The organism is Sphingomonas epibiotica, assembly GCF_039615155.1.
Lineage (GTDB): Bacteria > Pseudomonadota > Alphaproteobacteria > Sphingomonadales > Sphingomonadaceae > Sphingomonas.
On sequence record NZ_JBDGHY010000014.1, the window covers coordinates 19,783 to 38,042 of the forward strand.

15 protein-coding genes and 4 pseudogenes are annotated in these 18,260 nt (G+C 61.5%); 5 read left to right on the forward strand and 14 right to left on the reverse strand.

Features of this window, described 5'->3' with window-relative positions:
• Positions 1–48 precede the first annotated feature (48 nt).
• Positions 49–2,376: a 3-hydroxyacyl-CoA dehydrogenase/enoyl-CoA hydratase family protein gene (locus tag AAIO73_RS18970; RefSeq protein WP_345880221.1), complete on the reverse strand. Its 2,328-nt coding sequence runs from the start codon at positions 2,374–2,376 to the stop codon at positions 49–51.
• On the reverse strand, positions 2,373–3,509 hold the full coding sequence (locus tag AAIO73_RS18975) for a thiolase family protein (protein ID WP_084277353.1): 1,137 nt from the start codon (positions 3,507–3,509) through the stop codon (positions 2,373–2,375). The genes AAIO73_RS18970 and AAIO73_RS18975 overlap by 4 nt, the downstream gene beginning before the upstream one ends.
• A 276-nt stretch (positions 3,510–3,785) precedes the next feature.
• Here AAIO73_RS18975 and AAIO73_RS18980 point away from each other — a divergent pair, with 276 nt between their 5' ends.
• The 5 genes from AAIO73_RS18980 to AAIO73_RS19000 all read left to right on the forward strand — a co-directional run bounded on the left by AAIO73_RS18980 (position 3,786) and on the right by AAIO73_RS19000 (position 9,229).
• Positions 3,786–5,069: a DUF3422 domain-containing protein gene (locus AAIO73_RS18980; protein WP_345880222.1), complete on the forward strand. Its 1,284-nt coding sequence runs from the start codon at positions 3,786–3,788 to the stop codon at positions 5,067–5,069.
• A gap of 201 nt (positions 5,070–5,270) precedes the next feature.
• Positions 5,271–5,672, forward strand: coding sequence for a DUF2147 domain-containing protein (locus AAIO73_RS18985; protein ID WP_345880223.1), 402 nt, complete (start codon positions 5,271–5,273; stop codon positions 5,670–5,672).
• Between the two features lie 36 nt (positions 5,673–5,708).
• Positions 5,709–7,010 (forward strand): OmpP1/FadL family transporter, encoded by a 1,302-nt coding sequence (locus AAIO73_RS18990; protein ID WP_526023827.1) that lies wholly within the window; start codon positions 5,709–5,711, stop codon positions 7,008–7,010.
• Positions 7,010–8,686 (forward strand): long-chain-fatty-acid--CoA ligase, encoded by a 1,677-nt coding sequence (locus AAIO73_RS18995; protein ID WP_345880226.1) that lies wholly within the window; start codon positions 7,010–7,012, stop codon positions 8,684–8,686. The genes AAIO73_RS18990 and AAIO73_RS18995 overlap by 1 nt, the downstream gene beginning before the upstream one ends.
• Before the next feature lie 54 nt (positions 8,687–8,740).
• The gene (locus tag AAIO73_RS19000; RefSeq protein WP_345880228.1) at positions 8,741–9,229 is read left to right on the forward strand and encodes a MerR family transcriptional regulator; all 489 of its coding nucleotides are present in this window, start codon (positions 8,741–8,743) and stop codon (positions 9,227–9,229) included.
• 19 nt (positions 9,230–9,248) lie between these two features.
• Here AAIO73_RS19000 and AAIO73_RS19005 read toward each other — a convergent pair whose 3' ends face one another.
• The 12 genes and pseudogenes from AAIO73_RS19005 to AAIO73_RS19060 all read right to left on the reverse strand — a co-directional run bounded on the left by AAIO73_RS19005 (position 9,249) and on the right by AAIO73_RS19060 (position 18,260).
• The gene (locus AAIO73_RS19005; protein WP_345880230.1) at positions 9,249–9,431 is read right to left on the reverse strand and encodes a hypothetical protein; all 183 of its coding nucleotides are present in this window, start codon (positions 9,429–9,431) and stop codon (positions 9,249–9,251) included.
• 122 nt (positions 9,432–9,553) lie between these two features.
• Positions 9,554–9,967, reverse strand: a pseudogene (locus AAIO73_RS19010) (ATP-binding protein); the annotation flags it as partial.
• 211 nt (positions 9,968–10,178) lie between these two features.
• A pseudogene (gene istB / locus AAIO73_RS19015) lies at positions 10,179–10,760 on the reverse strand (IS21-like element ISSsp4 family helper ATPase IstB); the annotation flags it as partial.
• Positions 10,757–11,761 (reverse strand): annotated as a pseudogene (gene istA / locus AAIO73_RS19020) (IS21 family transposase); the annotation flags it as partial. The pseudogenes istB and istA, both read right to left, overlap by 4 nt.
• A gap of 27 nt (positions 11,762–11,788) precedes the next feature.
• Positions 11,789–12,391 (reverse strand): plasmid pRiA4b ORF-3 family protein, encoded by a 603-nt coding sequence (locus tag AAIO73_RS19025; RefSeq protein ID WP_345880231.1) that lies wholly within the window; start codon positions 12,389–12,391, stop codon positions 11,789–11,791.
• The gene (tnpC, locus tag AAIO73_RS19030) at positions 12,388–13,938 is read right to left on the reverse strand and encodes an IS66 family transposase (RefSeq protein ID WP_345880232.1); all 1,551 of its coding nucleotides are present in this window, start codon (positions 13,936–13,938) and stop codon (positions 12,388–12,390) included. Before tnpC ends, AAIO73_RS19025 begins: the two co-directional genes overlap by 4 nt.
• A gap of 55 nt (positions 13,939–13,993) precedes the next feature.
• Complete coding sequence (tnpB, locus tag AAIO73_RS19035; RefSeq protein ID WP_345880234.1) at positions 13,994–14,341, reverse strand: IS66 family insertion sequence element accessory protein TnpB; 348 nt, start codon at positions 14,339–14,341, stop codon at positions 13,994–13,996.
• On the reverse strand, positions 14,338–14,712 hold the full coding sequence (gene tnpA / locus AAIO73_RS19040) for an IS66-like element accessory protein TnpA (protein ID WP_345880236.1): 375 nt from the start codon (positions 14,710–14,712) through the stop codon (positions 14,338–14,340). The genes tnpB and tnpA overlap by 4 nt, the downstream gene beginning before the upstream one ends.
• A gap of 302 nt (positions 14,713–15,014) precedes the next feature.
• A pseudogene (locus AAIO73_RS19045) lies at positions 15,015–15,230 on the reverse strand (IS21 family transposase); the annotation flags it as partial.
• Between the two features lie 420 nt (positions 15,231–15,650).
• Positions 15,651–16,280: a TetR/AcrR family transcriptional regulator gene (locus tag AAIO73_RS19050; protein ID WP_345880239.1), complete on the reverse strand. Its 630-nt coding sequence runs from the start codon at positions 16,278–16,280 to the stop codon at positions 15,651–15,653.
• A gap of 191 nt (positions 16,281–16,471) precedes the next feature.
• Positions 16,472–16,909, reverse strand: coding sequence for an acyl-CoA thioesterase (locus AAIO73_RS19055; RefSeq protein WP_056433095.1), 438 nt, complete (start codon positions 16,907–16,909; stop codon positions 16,472–16,474).
• A complete protein-coding gene (locus tag AAIO73_RS19060; RefSeq protein ID WP_345880243.1) occupies positions 16,890–18,260 on the reverse strand; it encodes a Dyp-type peroxidase in 1,371 nt (456 codons plus the stop codon). Before AAIO73_RS19060 ends, AAIO73_RS19055 begins: the two co-directional genes overlap by 20 nt.

Sequence of the window (18,260 nt, forward strand, 5' to 3'; positions counted from 1 at the left end):
TATCTCCCCGCGGGCCAACGCACCTGACGGCGCACGACCCGCATCTTGTCAGTTGCGAAGCGGCTTGCCGGTCACAAGCATCTGCTCCACGCGCGCCTGCGTACGCGGGTCACGAACGAGCTGCATGAAAGCCTTGCGCTCCAATGCGAGAAGATCGGTTTCGCTGACGATATCGATCAGATCCTTCTCCCCGCCAGACAGCACATCGGCGAGCGCACCCGAGACCACCCCGTCATAGGACGTGGCGAGACCGCGAGCCTGGAAGCCTTCGACGGCGAGTTCGAGGGCCACCTTGCCGCCGGCTCCAGGCAGACGAAATTCCGGCGGAGCGGGCGGCGCATATCCCTCGACCAGTGCAAGAGCCTTCGCCTTCGCATCGCTGAGAAGACGAACGCGGTTCATCGTGATGCCGTCACTGGGTCGCAGGAAGCCATATTCTTTTGCTTCGGCCGCGGATTTGGCGACCGTCGCTGTCGAAACAGTCTCGAAAACCTTTGCGACGGAAGGCATGGGCCCTTTGGGCAAAGCGGGATTCTGCCGCCAGCGATCGAGCATCTCACCGCAGCCACCCCAGCCGGGGATCAGGCCCACCCCACATTCGACGAGGCCGATATAACTTTCGGCATGTGCCTGAACCGCGTCGCTGTTCAGCAGTATTTCACAACCACCGCCTAGGGCCATGCCCGATGGCGCGCTCACCACCGGGAACGGCGCATATTTAAGCGCCTTGTAGGCTTCCTGGCCACCCGCGACGAGCTTTTCGATTTCGCCCCATGCCGCGATATTGAGCGCGAACAGGGCAAGCCCGAGATTCGCGCCGGCCGAGAAGTTGCTGCCTTCATTATAGACGACCAGCGCTTTGTATTTCTCTTGCACCAGCGGGATGGCTTTGCCGATCAGGGCCATGACGTCACCGTCGAGGGCGTTCATCTTGCCGGTGAATTCGAAGGCCACCACACCGTCGCCGATATCCCAGAGTGCGGCCGAACCGTTCTTGATCAGCGGCTGCGAGGAGAGCTTGATGTCCTCGAGCAACAAGACACCTTCGGGCCTGACGACATCATGATAATCGCCATCCAGTCCAAGATATTGCCGTTTGCCATTTTCCACGCGGTAGAAACTGCGATCTCCCGCTAACGTCAGCAGCGCCGGCACCGGACGGCCTTCGGCGGCGAGCCGTTCGGCGACCTTCGCCGCGCCGATCTTGTCGATGAGTTCGAAGGGCCCGAACTTCCAGTTATACCCAAGCTTCATCGCCGTATCGACGCCAACGATGTCGTCAGCAATGCCCGGCACGAGGCTGGCGGCGTAGGACAGAGTCGCACCGAGGATGGCCCAGGCATAGGCGCCCGCATCACCGGGTAGGGCGATAAGAGCTGCAAGGTCGCCTTTACCAGCCGCGCCAGAAACAGACGGCGCCTTAATGGCCGGCCGATAGTCGCCGGTCGAAAGATCGATGGCCTCCTTGCGTTTGCCGGCATCTCGGTTCAGGCGGTAAAAGCCGCCTTTGCCCTTGCGGCCGGTATAGCCGTCCGCGATCATACGGTCGATTAGCGGCGCGGGCCGCGCGATCGCCTGATAGGGATCATCGGCCGGCAGGGTCGAGGTCAGGCTCTTTTGCAGATAGGGCATGAGATCGATGCCTACGAGATCGACAAGCCCGAAAACCCCTGTCTTGGGGACCCCCATGGGCTTTCCCGCGATCGCATCAGCCTGTTCGACCGTGATTCCCAGGTCGAAGGCTGCGTTGAGCGCCGCCTGAATCCAGAAGGTGCCAATGCGATTGGCGATGAAGCCCGGTGTATCCTTTGCGCGAACCACGCTCTTCCCAAGCGTGCGATCTGCGAAGTCAGCGATCCGTTCCACCAGAGCCGTATCGCTCTCGGCTCCTGTCACGATCTCCAGCAGCCGCATATAGCGGGGCGGATTAAAGAAATGGGTGATAAGAAAGTGGCTGCGAAAGCCTTCCGACCGCCCCTCGATCAGTTGCCCCAGCGGGATGGTCGAGGTGTTGGATGACACGGCCGCATCCGGTCTGCGATGCGCCTCGATCTTCTCGTAAAGCCCGTGCTTGAGATCCAGCCGTTCGACAATCGCCTCGACGATCCAGTCACAATCGGCGATTTTCGCCAGATCGTCCTCGATATTGCCAGTTTCGACCAGCTTTGCCGCCGCCTTCGACATGAAAGGAGCCGGGTCCGTCTTGAGCATCTTGGCCACCGCGCCCGCCGCCACGGCGTTGCGATCATCAGGATCGCGCACGATATCGAGGAGGAGAACGGGAATACCGGCATTAGCGACCTGCGCCGCGATGCCCGCACCCATCGTGCCTGCGCCGATGACGCAGACCTTCTTGACGGAAGCAGGGCCGCTCATTCCGCTGCCTCCAGCACCGTCGCGATCCCCTGCCCGCCACCGATGCACTGGGTCGCGAGCGCATATTTGCCACCTTCGCGCTTCAGCAGCGCCGCAGCCTTGCCCACGATGCGCGCGCCGGTCGCTCCCAAAGGATGGCCGATGGCGATCGCGCCACCGTCGACATTGACCTTGTCGACATCGAGCCCAAGATCGGAAATGCAAGCCAGCGACTGGCTGGCGAAAGCCTCGTTCAACTCGACAATATCGAGTTGTCCAACATCGAGGCCTGCACGGCCAAGCGCCTTGCGCGAAGCCTCAACCGGACCGATGCCCATGATCTCGGGCTGACATCCCGAGACCGCGACCGACTTGATCCGCGCCAGAATGGGAAGCCCGTTGGCAAGCGCATAGTCTTCGCTGGCGATGAGAACCGCGCTGGCGCCATCGGTCAAGGGTGAAGATGTGCCTGCGGTTACGGTTCCTTCTTGGGCAAAGGCAGGCTTGAGGCCGGCAAGCGCTTCCACCGTCGTTCCGGGACGCGGCGTGCCGTCCTTGTCGACGATGCCGGCTTTGGTCGGGATCGGGACGATCTCGGCCTCGAGCTTGCCCGCAGCGATGGCGGAGGCGGCCTTGTCCTGGCTCGCGACGGCAAAGGCTTCCTGCTGCGCACGCGAAATCTGATACTTGGTGGCGACGTTTTCAGCAGTGTCGCCCATCCCGAGATAGGCGGCCGTCTTCTTGGCCAGCTCAGCGTTCGGAAGCGGATTGAACCCCATCATCGGTACACGGCTCATCGATTCGACGCCCGCGCAGATAAAGACCTCGCCCGCGCCCAGTTGAATCTGCCCGGCAGCGATGTGCACAGAACTCATCGACGATCCGCAGAAGCGGTTGACCGTCATGCCAGCGACCGAGAGCGGCAGATCAGCCAGAAGGCCGATGAGACGCGCGACGTTGAAGCCTTGCTCCCCCTCGGGGAAGGCGCAACCGAGCACGATATCCTCGATATCCTCGGGCTTTACACCGGTACGTTCAATCAGACCGCGGATGACCTGAGCAGCCAGATCGTCCGGGCGGACGCGCGCAAGCGCGCCCTTGCCAGCCAGATGAAACGGCGAACGGGCATAACCCGCGACAACCACATTACGCATCGATCGAAGCCTCTCCATGGAATCGGGAATCAGAAACACGCTGATGACCTAATGGTGCTTAGATTGACCTATACGTCAACAGAAATGTTTGGCATGGTACCCAGAAGCGGCGCGAGCGAGCACGGGCCATGTGAAGAAGGAGGGTGGCCGTGACAGCAAGGAATGCCTGAAAACCCGCCCCCAGCCCCGACCCAAGCAAACGCTGATGCGTCCGGCAATGCGGCGATCCCGGCCTATCCACAAAGGTAGCGTGCGCCGCGCTGAAGGAGATTCGAAATGGGCCTTCATGAACATGCCTTGCGCCGACAGGTCGTCAACGAAATGCACCTGCGGCGATTTGCGAGACTAGATCCGCCGGCGCTCGCCATACAGACCGTACGACTGCTCGATGACGAGCAGTGGGAGAAGGAGTGGTCCGTGATCAGCGATCTGCGTGGTGCAGAGCTGGATCGTACCGCGCGACATATGGAAACCGGCTGGAAAGATGCTGTCCGTATCGCTTGGGAAAGGCATAGCGAGGCAATCACAACCACCCTTACATTTGCTACGGAAAACAAAAATCCGGAGTGGAACTTACCCCTGACCGGACCTTCTGCAGAGGCTTTGACCTGGATGGAAGAGCTTCCTGGCAGCGTGATCCGCGCCACGCAGATCGTCGTCGTCACCAGCGACAGCGCTGCCGCCGAGCTTATCGAGAGAGCTGCATTTCACCCTGCCCATTTGGTTTCATGCGTCGTCGACGATGCCATCCGGATCTGGAGCGACTTTCGCATACATGCAGAAGGGTATGGGCGCCTAGTGGTCGCGACCAATGGCGCAAGCGTTGACGAGGTTTCCCGCTGTATCCAGCGCGTGCAGGAACTGGGGAACTATCGGAACCTCGCGCTTCTCGGTTTGCCGACTGCGCGACATGGCTGGAGCGTGCTGGATGAGATCGAGCGCAGTCTGGACGAGACTGGTCGGGCATTGCGCGGTTCTTCGCGCACTGATGATAGCCTTCTTGCCTCTCTGTCGTCGCTGACTGCAAGATTGCTAACATTAGCGAGTGAAACGGATTCAAGGCTGAGCGCCACGGCCGCCTATGCTGAGATCGTCGCAGAGCGGCTTACCGATCTCGTTGTATCGCGCCTTCCAGGATTCCAGTCGCTTAGCGACTTCACCGGAAGGCGCTTTAATCCAGCGGTCCGAACATGCCGGGATTTTCAGACGCGCCTAGCCCAGGTCAGCCTTCGAGCTGCACAGTTCACTGCCCTCCTACGCGCACGGGTCGAGACACACATTGAAAATCAGAATGCGTCGCTGCTTGCTTCAATGGACCGCAGCGTTCGCATGCAGCTTCGCCTCCAACACCTGGTCGAGGGACTCTCAGCGGTTGCCGTGGGCTACTACGCGCTCGGCCTAATCGGATACCCTCTTAAGGCAGCCGAGAAGGCATTTCCCCCCTTCCTCCGTTATTGTCCTGGGGGGCTTGGCTCCGCTGGTTGCGGTGATCGCATTTTTCTCAATCGCCTACGCACGTCGCCGAGCCGTCGCCGACGCCTCGGTCAAGTCGATACGTAAAGAAAACCCGGACGGCGGCGGGATGCATCGCCAGCCCATGGAAGCGGCAAACAACAACCGAACTAAATCGGAAGTATGATGACTATTTGAGTCCTTGACTTACCTATACGTCACCGTGATGGTGAGAGGCCGATTCGAGCCACTTCGACGCGGTCCAGCAAAGAACAATCGCGTTAGCGGTGCCTCATGGGAGCGGAACGAATGACAATCTTACTGGCAATACTGGCAGCGGCATCGATGCCGGCCGACGCAGCGGTGGGTCGTTGGCAGACCGAAAACCGACATGGCGTGGTCGAGATTGCCAGATGCGGTTCATCCATCTGCGGCACTTTGCTGTCCTCCGACGGCCTTCGGACGAACCCGCAGTTGCGCGATGAGAAGAATAAGGATGCGCAGCTGCGCAGCCGCCCCCTGAAAGACTTGCGAATCCTGCAGGGCTTCCAATGGAAATCAGGCTCCTGGTCCGGCGGCACCATCTACAACGCCGAGGACGGCGGCACTTACGGCGCGACCGTCACCGTGATCGACAGCGATCATTTGCGCCTGAAGGGCTGCATCGTCTGGCCACTGTGCAAGACCCAGACCTGGATACGTTTACGCTGACATTAAGGCATCTGAAATAAATCACGCGAGGGGAGAATAGCGTTGAAACACGGCCTGAAACGTCATGTAACCGTAGCTCTTGTCGGAGCGCTGGCAGTGCCGCAGGTTGCACATGCGAGTGGCTTTTATCTTCAGGAACAGTCGGTCAAGGGCGCGGGCCGCGCATTCTCAGGCGAAGTTGCCGATCAGGGAGCGGAATCTCTCTGGTGGAACCCGGCGGCGATCGGGGGCGTGTCAGGCGTCGATAGCCATTTCGCGATCAGCGCGATCCTCCCCAAGGGTAGTATCGACAACGTCAATACGCTCATCGTACGGCCGGAACAGACGCCTGCCGCGGTCGGTGGTGATCAGAGATCGCGTAATCCCATCAACAACGGCATCCTCCCATCAGGAGCGATCGCCTTTGCAGTCAGCCCGAAACTGGCCGTCGGGCTCGCACTGACATCGCCTTACAGCTTTACCACCGACTACGAGGCGACAAGCTGGGTGCGCTACACCACCGATAAGACGAAGTTGCGCACCTACGATATCCAGCCGTCAATCGCGTTTATGCCAACGCCCAACCTCAGCATCGGCGCGGCGCTGAATATCGAATATGCGGACGCTACTCTGTCTAATTATCTCCCTAATCTTTCCCCGCTCCTGGCCGATGGCCATCAGGAACTCGAGGGCGATGGTTGGGACCTGGGCTGGACTGCTGGTCTCCAATATCGCGCAGGTCCCGTCACACTGGGTGCGAGCTACAAGTCCAGCGTGAAGCATGACCTGAAAGGTTCGATCACAACGACCGGGCTGCTCGGACCGCTAGCCGGACAAAATGGCTCGATCGACACCGGCGCGAGTTTCCGCACGCCCTGGCAGGCAACAATCGGCGCACGCGTAGCGGTGTCTCCCAGACTGACCTTGAACAGCCAGATTGTCCGCTTCGGATGGTCGGAGTTCGACAGCATCAAGCTCGGGTCTCCGCTCAATACTGCCATCCCGGAAAACTACCGAAACACGTGGAGCTTCGCGGGTGGCATTGATTATGCGGCCTCCCCGCAATGGACTATCCGCGCAGGCGTGCAGCACGATCAAACCCCGACGAGGGACGGCAATCGCGACGCGCGCGTGCCAGATGCGGATCGATGGAACTTCGCGGCGGGCAGCAGCTTTGCTCTTTCCCGCAATTTCACCCTCAATGCCGCCGCAGCTTACATCGCCTTCAAGGACGAGACGATTGATCGGACAACTGCCGCTTATGCTGGAAGTGCTGCGCAGACCCCCATCCTGGTCAACGGCGGGGTGAACGACGCTCATGCTGTCGTGCTGTCCCTTGGCGGTCGGTTGACCTTCTGATGTTCGAGGCTGCCATGGCTGAACCCATTTCAGACATCTTCGACGGACAGCAGGATCCATCGCTTCCACCCCGATTGATCACCGATCTGCTGGATAACGCGGTTGCGCTCTATCCAGACCGGATAGCGATCGATTTCCTGGGCAGAATCTGGACCTACGGTGAGATCGGCGGCCTCGTACAGAGGGCAGCCAGGGGCCTGCAGGATCAGGGCTTGAAGAAAGGAGATCGATTCGGCCTTTGCCTGCCCAATTGTCCGTACTTCGTTGTCCTGTATTTTGCCGCACTCCAGGTTGGTGCGATCATCGTGAATTTCAACCCTCTCTATACCGAGCGAGAACTTGAGCATCAAATCCGCGACTCAGGCACGCGGATCATGGCCGTACCGGATCTGAAAGAAATCCACGGGAAAGTGGAAGCGGTTGCAGCAAGCGCCGGCCTGGACAAGATCATTCTGTGCGGCATGGTCGACATGTTGCCGCGGATGAAAGGCTTGGGCTTTACCTTGTTCAAGCGCAAGGATCATGCTCATGTACTGGACGAGAGCATTCACGTCCGTTTGAACAGGCTCTTGTCGAGCAATGTTCTCCCGGATCCTGTGCGGCGTGAGCCGGACGACGTTGCGGTGTTGCAATACACCGGCGGAACGACCGGTGTTCCCAAAGGCGCGATGCTCACGCATGCCAACCTCGCCGCCAACAGCGCGCAGATGATCGTGCATGTTGGGGGGCACAGCCCCGGCCAAGAGCGCACACTCGGCGTTCTGCCCATGTTCCATGTCTTTGCGCTCACCACAGTGCTGAATTTCTCCGTCGAGATCGGCGCGGAGATGGTGCTGCTTCCCCGCTTCGAGATGGACCAGGTCCTCAAAACCATGAAGCGCAAGCCCCCCACCCAGTTCTTCGGCGTGCCCACCATCTATGTGGCTCTCAACGGACTCGCGGACGACAAGATTCCGAACCTGTCGTCAGTGAGAGCCTGCATATCGGGGGGCGCCCCTCTGCCCCTCGATGTCCGGGAGCGTTTCGAAGAGCGGACCGGGGCAAAAGTCGTTGAAGGCTACGGCCTTTCCGAGACGGCCCCTATCATAGCGTGTAATCCCCTGGACGGCGTCGTGAAAGACAACAGCTGTGGGCCGCGCTTTCCCGGCACCATCCTGGAAATCCGCGACCCGGAGAACCCTACGAGGGTGCTTCCCCAAGGCGAGCGAGGCGAAGTCTGCGCCTGGGGCCCGCAGGTCATGAAAGGATATTGGCTGCGCGAAGAAGACACGCAGGCGGTATTCGTTGAGGGAGCGCTACGGACTGGGGACATCGGATATCTCGATGAAGATGGCTACCTCTTCCTTGTCGATCGCATCAAGGACGTGATTTTTTGTGGCGGCTATAATGTCTATCCTCGCATCATCGAGGACGCCGCATACCAGCATCCAGCGATCAAGGAGGCAATCGCTATTGGGATTCCGGATCCTTACCGAGGTCAGTCGCCCAAGCTCTTCGTGGCACTACACGAGGATGCAACCGTCACTACGGGCGAACTGAAGGATTTTCTTCGAGAGCGCCTCAGCAAGATCGAGATGCCAAAAGCGATCGAAATTCGCGATAGCCTGCCCAAGACCATGATTGGCAAGCTGTCGAAGAAGGAACTTGTCGAGGAGGAGAATAAAAAGCTCGCATGAGCGCCACCAGCCTGCCACTGTCAAACTTTGCTGTTTTGCAACAGGCACCGTGGGATGAGGGTGGCGGACATTGATAGGCGGAGCAAGGCGAACGTGAGACGTGAGCGGATCAAAGGGCCTGTTGATAATCGCGGTGCCGCGGCGCGGGATGCGCGTGAAGTTACACCCCCACTGCAAGGTATAAATGATGTTGCCCGCGAGTTGGGGGTCACACTGCGTACTCTCCGCTTCTATGAGAAGGAGGGGTTGATCGACCCCCAACGCGTCGGCAATACGCGCATATATTCCAAGCGCGAGATCGGGAGGATGCAACTCATTCTCCGGGGCAAGCGGCTGGGTTTCTCCATTCGAGAGATCAAGGAGTTCCTCGATCTATATGATGCCGACCCGGGACATCATGAGCAGATGGGCAGACTCGTAGAGCGCGTCCGCGAGAGACTTATTGATCTGGAGGGTCAGCGTAGGGCCCTTGATTTAACTATCGAGGAACTGACCAAGATCGAACATGAGGCTACCACGCACCTCATGCGAAAGCAGAAATAGTCCGCGCCCTAGGATCCTCTTAGCGGCCAAGATCGCCTACGGGAAATTCCAACCCGATTTCCAAGCCATGATCAAACCATGCGCGCTCCACTTTGCCATGCAAAGTCGCAACACTCGCCCTCTCTAAGCGGCGGCCGAAGCCCTGGTCTGACTTGCCCCGGACATTCGCCGGGGCGCCGGTCTCGCGCCATGTCATCTTCATGCGCTCACCTACGATTCCAACTTCAATTCTCAGTTGCCTGTTGATTGCTGCTGAGAAGTGACCCGGGGTTTTCATTGAGAAGTGACCCACCTTGCGATTATGTTTCGGATGTCAGGGGTGGGTCAAGATGAGGGTTTCTCCTTCCGGGTTTTGGGCTGCTGTGCCGAGCTGTTCTTGAACCTGAAGCTGTCGTTGCCGGTCTCAATGATGTGGCAGTGATGGGTGAGCCGATCGAGGAGCGCGGTGGTCATCTTGGCATCACCGAACACGGTAGCCCATTCGCTGAAGCTGAGGTTGGTAGTGATGATGACGCTGGTGCGCTCGTAGAGTTTGCTGAGCAGATGGAACAGCAGGGCGCCGCCTGAGGCGCTGAACGGCAGGTAGCCAAGCTCGTCGAGGATCACGAGATCGGAGTGGGCAGGCCTGCCGGCGATCTGACCTGCCTTGCCCTGAGCCTTTTCCTGTTCGAGCGCGTTGACTAGCTCGACCGTGGAGAAGAACCGCACCCGTTTACGGTGATGCTCGATGGCCTGGATGTCAACCGGCGCGCAAAACTGACCCCCTATCGGCGCCCAATATTGACCCCACCTTTCGGCAGCGCGGCGGTTGTCCCGGTAGTCGACAGGAGGGGCCCACGGACGGCGACGCGCACCGTCAGGTGTGCTGGCGGCGGCGTCCGTGGGAGGTCCCTGTTGACCCACCGGGTTAACCGCCGGGGATGGGGGTCCGGGGGAAGGGGTTTTGGGCTCAGTTCCGGTTTTTGAACCGCCAGCTGTCGTTGCCTGTCTCGATGATGTCGCAATGGTGGGTGATGCGATCGAGGAGCGCGGTGGTCATCTTGGCGTCGTGGGAAACGCTCGGCCATTCGCCGAAGGCGAGATTGGTCGTGATGATCACAGAGGTCTTTTCGTAGAGCTTGCTGATCAGGTGGAAGAGCATTTGGCCGCCGGAACGGGCGAAGGGGAGATAGCCCAGTTCGTCGAGCACAACGAGATCAAGACGTGAGAGTTGAGCGGCAAGGCTTCCGGCTTTGCCCAGACGTGCTTCTTCCTCAAGCCGGTTCACCAGATCAACCGTATTGAAGTATCGGCCTCTGGTGCCGGCGCGCACCACGGCAGCGGTAATGGCGAGCGCCAGATGAGTCTTGCCGGTGCCCGTTCCGCCGACCAGCACGATATTACGCCGCTCCGGCAGGAAGGAGCCGGCGTGCAGGGAGCGGATCAGCCCTTCGTTGATCGGCGTTCCGTCGAACATGAACCCATCCAGGTCCTTGATTGCCGGAAGCTTCGCCGCGGTCATCCGGTAGCGGATCGACGCTGCCTCCCGATGCGCGTTGCGTAAGCACGTACCTGGACGGTTTGATGCGCCGCCTTTGCCATCACCGAGTACCGGTTGCGATCAAAGCTCACCAGGCACGTCGAACTCGCCACGTGCTCGCTCTCGAAGAACCCGTCGAACAGGGCGGGTAGCGGTTGCGGCATCGGCCGTTCTGCCTCCAATGCCTGTGCGATCGTCATATCCAGATCGGGATGCCCGTTGCGCTCTGCCCAGCGCCTGCACTCGGCTTCCAGCCAGATGTTTAGTTCCTCAAGGCTGGCAAAGCGCAGGCGCGGCTTGAACAGCCGTTCCCTGCTGGTCTGGACCTGGTTCTCGACCTGCCCCTTCTCCCATCCCGCGGCAGGGCTACAGGCCACCGGCTCCACGCCATAATGATCCGTCATGATCAGAAATCGTCGGTTGAACAGCCGGTCCTTGCCGATGAAGACCGTCGTCACCGCTGTCTTCATGTTGTCGTAGATACCGCGCGTCGGAACCCCGCCGAAGAAGGCGAAGGCGCGGGCATGAGCGTCAAAGACCATCTCCTGCGTCTCGCGGGGATAGGCGCGGACGAATGGCGCCCGTGACCAGCAAAACCGCATGTGCGCGACCTTCACCCGCATCGGCTTGCCCGCGATCTCGACGTCCTCGTGGCTCCAGTCGAACTGGTAAGCCTCGCCTGGCCTGTACATCAACGGGATGAACACCTTGCTCATATCGCTGGCATCGGTGCGGCGCTCACGCTTCCAGCGCGCGGCATAGCGCCGCACAGCGTCATAGGAACCGCCGAACCCTTCGCGCTGAAGGAGATCATGGATCCGCGTCATGCGAAGCCGGTCACGCCGGGCCAGCCCTTCATTTTGTTCGAGCAACTCTTCAAGACGAGCACTGAAAGGTCCGGTCTGCGGCCGGTGCTGTTCCTTACGCTCGTAACTGGCGTCCGCGTCCGGTGCCCGAACCGCCTTGCGCACCGTGTTGCGCGACAGCCGCGAATCCCGCGCTATCGCCTTGATAGTAAGCGTGGGCGCTAGACCGCCTTGTTATTGCGCGCGGCTCTTCTGGTAGGCGAGTTTGCCGGCGTGTCGGCGGATGGCGATGGCGGCGACGGCGCGGCGGGTGAAGCGTTCGTCGATGTCGTCGGCGTTGTAGGGGCCTCCATACCATTCGCGTAAGGAGTCGTGTTCTTCGTGGCCGGGGTCGGCCATGGCATCGAGGAACATCTCGAACCCAGGCAAGCCGCCGACGTCCTCGGGCGGACAGCGCCTTTCCCCGTCGATGAAGCGCGGATATTTGACGTCGGGTTCGCCGTGGCCGACGGTCTCGACGGTGATGGTGTGCCGCCAGTCGTCGCCCATGTCATAGGTGTAGACGAGTTCCGCCACGCCCCGGTCGATGAGCGTCGCGAGCTTCACGTTTTTGGCTGCGGTCATGCCGCTCTCCGGCCACATCGGGTCGGGGATGCCGTAGCGCCGGTCGCCGGCCTCGAAATGCCACAGATGGCAATCTTCCCAGCCCATTGAGGCCTGGACGATGTCGTGGAGCATCTTGAAGCTGGCGGTGACCGGCACGTCGACCCGGCGCCAGATGACGGGCTCGATGTCGTCCAGGACGATATGCAGGCGGGCGATGATCTCGGCGCTCATGCCGCCAGTCTGGCAGGTTCGGGGGACCAGTTCCACGGCATGAGTTCGTCCCAGCGACTGGCGGGCCAGTCGCCCGCGACCCTGGCGATGACGTCGGCGATATAGGCCTGCGGGTCGACACCGTTCGCCTTGCAGGTCTGGATGACGGTGTAGATCGCCGCGGCACGCTCGCCACCGGCGCGCGAGCCAGCGAACAGCCAGTTGCGGCGTCCGACCGCAACGCCGCGCAGCGCACGTTCCGCGATATTGTTGTCGATCTCGAGGCGACCATCATCGAGGAAGCGCGACAGCGCCGGCCAGCGCTTGGTGCCATAGGCGATGGCCCGTGCCATGTCGGATTTGGGTGACAAACGGCGCAAGGCTGCATCGAGCACCTCACGCAAGGCGTCGACCAGGGGCCGGCTTTTCTCCTTCCGGGCACGACATCGCACATCGGGTGGTTGGCCGCGAACCTCGGCCTCGACAGCGTAAAGGGTGCCGATGCGTTCGAGGATGTCGGTGGTCAGTGGCGTGGGCGAGCGCTCGTGCAGGTCGAAGACCTTGCGCCGGAAATGCGCCCAGCAGGCGACCTCGGTGACGCCGCCGCGGTAGAGCCCGTCGTATCCGGCATAGGCATCCGCCTGAAGAAAACCGCGGAAGCCGGCGAGATGAGACATGGGATGTGCGGCGGTGCGGTCGGGCGTGAAGCGATACCAGGTCGCGCGTGGCGCCGTGCTGCCGGACGCCTGGTCGTCGGCGGCATACACCCACAGCCGCCCGGTCGCGGTCTTGCCGCGACCGGGGTCGAGTACCGGCACGGGCGTATCGTCGGCATGGATCTTTTCGGTCTTGAGGACCGCGTCACGGATGCGGCTGACGACGGGGTCGAGCAGCGCTGCGGCCTGTCCGGTCCAGCCCGCCAATGTCGAGCGGTCGATGTCGAGCCCCTGCGCGGCCATCATCTCGGCCTGGCGGTAGAGCGGCAGATGGTGGTCGAACTTCGAGACGACGATGTGCGCCAGCGTCGCGAAGGTGGCCTTGCCGCGTGCCACGGCGCTGACCGGGGCGGCAGCCTGGACGATCTTCTCACATACCCGGCAGCTGTATTTGGGGCGGACATTGCGCACGACGCGCCAGCGCACCGGCACGATGTCGAGCATCTCGTGCGCATCTGCCCCAAGCGGGCGCAACGCACCGCCACAGTCCGGGCAGGTGCAGGCACCCGACGCCGGCTCGTGGACGACCTCTTCGCGCGGCAGATGTCCCGGCAAACTGCGGACGGGCATCGGCCGAACCACTACGCCGCTGTCGGCCACCTCGGGCACAGGTGCATCGCGCTCCGTTTCCAGTTCCTCCAGCGCCAATTCGAGCTGCTCGATCTCGCGGCCGAGCTTCTCGGACGAGGCACCGAACTGCATCCGCCGCAGCCGCGCGATCTGTCCGCGCAGGGTGTCGATGAGCAGGTCGCGGGCGGCAAGTGCGGCATTCGCCCGGGCGAGCAAGGCTTGCAGCGCGGCGATCCGCGCGGCGGCATCAGCAGGGGGAGCGGACGCTTCCGGCACCCGCATTTCATAGCAGATCGCAGGTCGGGGAGCGAGAGAAAGTGGCGCAAAACTGCCGTTTTCATCCTGCCAACGTCGTCGCGAACGTCCGTTCCGGCCGGCGCCAGTCGATGCCCTCCAGCAGCATCGACAATTGCGCCGGCGTCAGCGTCACGGTGCCGGTCGCCGTCACCGGCCAGACGAAACGGCCACGGTCGAGCCGCTTGGAGAACAGACAAAGCCCCTGGCCATCGAACCACAGCAGCTTGACCAGATGCCCCCGCTTGCCCCGGAACACGAACAAGGCACCCGAATGCGGGTTCTGTGCCAGCACCTGCTGTACCAGCACCGCCAGGCCATCGAACCCCTTGCGCATGTCGGTCACACCGCACGCCAGGAACACCCGCGTCGGCAGCCGCACCGGGTTCACCGCAGCACCGACAACACCCGTGCAAGCGCGTCCGCATCCACGCCCGCATCGACACTCACCCGCACGCCGCCCGGCAGTTCGATCTGGATAAGCCCCGATGAACAGGGCGCTGGCTGCGATGTCGGCACAACCGGTTCCGCCACCTGCACTTCGGCAAACACCGGCAACGACGGCACCACGCACACCAGCTTGCCCTCCCGCAACTGCTTGCGCCACGTGTAGATCAGGCTGCTCGACACCTCGCGACGGGCGATGACGTCGCAGACCCGCACACCCGGCCGGAACGCCTCGGCCAGGATCTCCAGCTTCTCCTCGTCCGACCATCGCCGGCGACCCGACATCCGGCCGACCACCTCCATCCGACCAGTCATACGAGTGCTCGTATGACTGGTCGTAGAACCTACAACTTCCCGCACCGCCAGCGCCCTCGTCAAAGGCGATAAACATCCCCACCGCTGGCGTTACCGCAAGGCGGCCTCCAGACCGCGCTTACCCTTGATAGGCTTCCCGTCCCGGTGCTCCCGACGGATCCTCGTAATCGTCTCCACAACCAACATCCCTGTACCCGCCGTCCGGAACCCAAACGGCGGCGCTTCTCATGATGAGATGAAGGGGGTCAATTTTAGACGCCGATCACCCCGCTAAGGGGGTCAATTTTGCACGCCGCTCCACAGGATTTCTTCGATTCCACCCGAAGCCAAGCGGTCAGCTTCTCGGCAAAAGGGTCGAGTTTGCTCGGCCGGACTGGAACCTTGAAGCTGGGCTCAACCACATCGGAACGCAGATATTTACGGATGGTGTTGCGGGATAGGCCGGTTCGGCGCTTGATCTCCCGAATGGGGATCTTTTGCCGGAAATGCCACCGGCGGATCACACTGAGTAAGTCCATGTCGATCACTCCACGACCCTCCGACTGACAGCCGGAGGCGAGGGAAACATGGGTCAATTCTCAATGGTAATTTATACGCCCCCCGGGTCACTTCTCAGTGGCAATCAACACGCGGGACACAGGGAGGCTACAGATGCGCGCACTTATAATGGGATTGGTCTGCCTTTCGCTGGGAAGTGCAGCTATCGCGCGAGACCCGGCATTTGATCCTCGTGCCTAGAAGTCCAAGGTGGCCGGGGAGAAGACGCTGGTTTTGGTGCTGGGTTCGGTTCACCTCAAGAATCTGGGTGCGTTCAAGCCTGATGACCTGCTCCCCGGAAATCATGCCATTTGCAGGTTAGCTCGTCAGATGGAGACGAGCGATGCGGCGAGGCCGTTCTACCCTGCCAAGGCTATTGGCTATGGCAGTCACCACCGCGGTTACGAATCATGCCGTATGAAGAGCTTTGCCAAGGCCTTCATCCAATCCTCGCTCATAGGCTGATCTGACTCAGGAGCACGCAGCATGTTCTCCGCTCGACCGATCAGACATTGCAACAAAGCATGACGGAACGTCGCAAGATCGAGATCCGCTAGCGCGATCGCGGCTCCCGGATGTGCTAGCAAGGCATCAATTGCGCGTAGACCGACAGCATAGGTAGAGGTCCAGGCATCATGCCGCGCGTCCGGTAGTTCCGCCAGCACCGCTGCGATCGCCTGACGCTCCGCGCTGATCAAGAAGGCCAGGATACGCCTCCCGACGCTGCAGAATGCATCGCGAAAGTTTTCCGCATCCACGTCCTCATGAAGTCCGCTTTCTTCCAGTTCCAGCTTGCGCCGCAGGAGGCGCATTAAGAGATCACTGCGGCCTTGAAAGCGAGTGTAGATCGTCTTCTTGCTGACAGCAGCCGCACGTGCGATCCGTTCGACCGAGAGTTCGCGGGCACCCTTTGCGAGCAGCAAGTCCCAAGTGGCGGCCAGGATCCGGTCTTCCAGACTGGCCGCCTCTTCGGCACTCGGCCGGCCTATCCGACCGCGTTGGCTTTTCGGCATTCTCTTTTCACCGACCATCGCGGCTCTTCCTTACATCGCTCCGAGCTTTGATCGGTCCCGGTCAGCGTCGGCGACGACCGCTCGAGCCGTTCCGACGATGCCCAGAGGCTGAGCATGATCGGCCGTGGCGCAGCTTGCTCGCGGGCTGCGCCGCACCATCCGACCCAAGCTGCTCGCCAGGGTTAACCGCCCCTCATAGGCCCGGCGTGTTACAGGCAGAACGGCTGCGCAAGGTCCGGAGTGATGCGGACAAGTTGACCCGAGCTCGCGTCGAGACAGCATAACGTCGAGTGCACCTCGGCGACCGTCTCGCCGTCCCTGCCGATATGCGTCGAGAACCATGCTCGCGACGCTGTGTGCTTGGTAATCTGAACCGTCGCGATGAGACTATCGCGGTGATAGGCCGGTTTTCGATAGAAGATCTCGTGACTAGCGACGATCCAGCGAAGCCGGTCGACATCTTCCTTCCTCGCCACCGCGCGCCAGTACGCGGTTATCGCCTGCTGCACCCACTGCAGGTACACAGCATTGTTGACGTGGCCCAGTTCGTCGATCGCGTCCGCCGAAACGGTGATGGCATGCCGATGCGAACGGTATTGCGAGCGCCCCTCAGGCCCGCTGGACGGATCAGTGCCAGCCTGCTTCACCGATCCACCGGAGCGCCGTCAGCGACGGCATGAAGAGATATTCGCCGCCCATCAGACGGTTGAAGGTGGTCACGCCGTTGACGCGCTTTCGCGCCGGCTCCTGCGGAATGGTGAAGGTCCCGGGCTCCTCGTGCAGCGCGACGATCGGGTCCTTTTCGGTGCCAAGATCGATGAAGTTGCCCCGGTTGATCCATTCCTGCTGGAGGAACTCGATCGTATCGTACGCCCGCGCGCTGATGAAGATGAAGAAGATGCCGCGATCGTCTTTCGCATCGTCGGCCGCCGTCACGTCCGGAGTCCACTTGGGGCCGAAGGTGGAAGAGCGCCGGATGATGCGGTGAATGTTGACGTCGGTCAGGATCGTCAACTGGCTGTCGCGCGGGTTCAGACGGCGCATGTGCGCTGAATGCGGACAGACCAGTCCCTTGGGATCTTCCGCGAAATTGAAGTCGTTGTTGCGTGATCGATCCGCCCCCAGCGCCTCGTCGTCATGATCCGGTGCCAGGATCAGCGGCGCGCCGCTGCGCCAGCGGCCGAACATCTTGGCCGCCAGCTTCTCCTGGTCGGCTTCGCTGTCGGCGTTTGCGCGGATGAAATCGTTGAAGGCGCCAACCGCGCTCTGATATTTGCGCAGGACCACGAACGATCCGTTGCGACCGAGCGGGGCCGGTTCGGGCATTGCGACTGGCGCGCCGGTCTCGCTGTTTTCGCCCAGGATGAACTCGCCCGCCGCGATCGCGCGCTCGTCGCCCCGCGGGTCCACCCCGCCGCCCGCCACTGTCGGCTGCGAGATGGAGTCGCGAAATCCGAAAGGGTTCTTGGCATCGGCATCCGCCCCGAAGCTGTGCGTGCCGACGAGCGTGACACCATGCGAGGCTTCCAACTCGGTCATGGCAACTTCGATCGCCTTTTCAAGCGCGGCTTCGTCGCGGGCATAAATCGTCAGCGCGATATGGCAGGTGCCGGGCCGAAAGGCATCTTCCCACTGGTCGGGTGCGTTCTCGCCGAAGTCGCGCAATTGCTCGGCTCGGGCGGCCATGCCCTGTTGAAACGGCAGGGGAAAGCTCTTCAGCGATGCCTCTGGCACGCCCAGCGCCTTCAGGCCGGCATGGCTGATCGCGACGCCGGTCCAAGCGTCCATGTCGTCCGTCCAATCGTCGGCCGCGGGGATATGCGGCGCGAGTCGGCGGACGAGGTCGCGACCGCCTTCCGCCTCATCGACGTGCAGCATCGCGTGCAAGCCGACATAGGGCTCGGGCCGCGATCGCAGGATCAGGGCCTGGATGTCGTCGAGCTGCAGCTTGACCCGCTCCCGGCTGAAGCGCGCCCTCAGGTCCGCCAGAACGCTCAT

Excerpts from the sequence above, each read along its gene's own strand:
- AAIO73_RS18970 (WP_345880221.1), bottom strand. The coding sequence starts at position 2,376 with ATGAGCGGCCCTGCTTCCGTCAAGAAGGTCTGCGTCATCGGCGCAGGC.
- AAIO73_RS18975 (WP_084277353.1), bottom strand. The coding sequence starts at position 3,509 with ATGCGTAATGTGGTTGTCGCGGGTTATGCCCGTTCGCCGTTTCATCTG.
- AAIO73_RS18980 (WP_345880222.1), top strand. The coding sequence starts at position 3,786 with ATGGGCCTTCATGAACATGCCTTGCGCCGACAGGTCGTCAACGAAATG.
- AAIO73_RS18985 (WP_345880223.1), top strand. The coding sequence starts at position 5,271 with ATGACAATCTTACTGGCAATACTGGCAGCGGCATCGATGCCGGCCGAC.
- AAIO73_RS18995 (WP_345880226.1), top strand. The coding sequence starts at position 7,010 with ATGTTCGAGGCTGCCATGGCTGAACCCATTTCAGACATCTTCGACGGA.
- AAIO73_RS19000 (WP_345880228.1), top strand. The coding sequence starts at position 8,741 with ATGAGGGTGGCGGACATTGATAGGCGGAGCAAGGCGAACGTGAGACGT.
- AAIO73_RS19005 (WP_345880230.1), bottom strand. The coding sequence starts at position 9,431 with ATGAAGATGACATGGCGCGAGACCGGCGCCCCGGCGAATGTCCGGGGC.
- AAIO73_RS19025 (WP_345880231.1), bottom strand. The coding sequence starts at position 12,391 with ATGAGCGCCGAGATCATCGCCCGCCTGCATATCGTCCTGGACGACATC.
- tnpC (WP_345880232.1), bottom strand. The coding sequence starts at position 13,938 with ATGCGGGTGCCGGAAGCGTCCGCTCCCCCTGCTGATGCCGCCGCGCGG.
- tnpA (WP_345880236.1), bottom strand. The coding sequence starts at position 14,712 with ATGACTGGTCGGATGGAGGTGGTCGGCCGGATGTCGGGTCGCCGGCGA.
- AAIO73_RS19050 (WP_345880239.1), bottom strand. The coding sequence starts at position 16,280 with ATGGTCGGTGAAAAGAGAATGCCGAAAAGCCAACGCGGTCGGATAGGC.
- AAIO73_RS19060 (WP_345880243.1), bottom strand. The coding sequence starts at position 18,260 with ATGAGCGTTCTGGCGGACCTGAGGGCGCGCTTCAGCCGGGAGCGGGTC.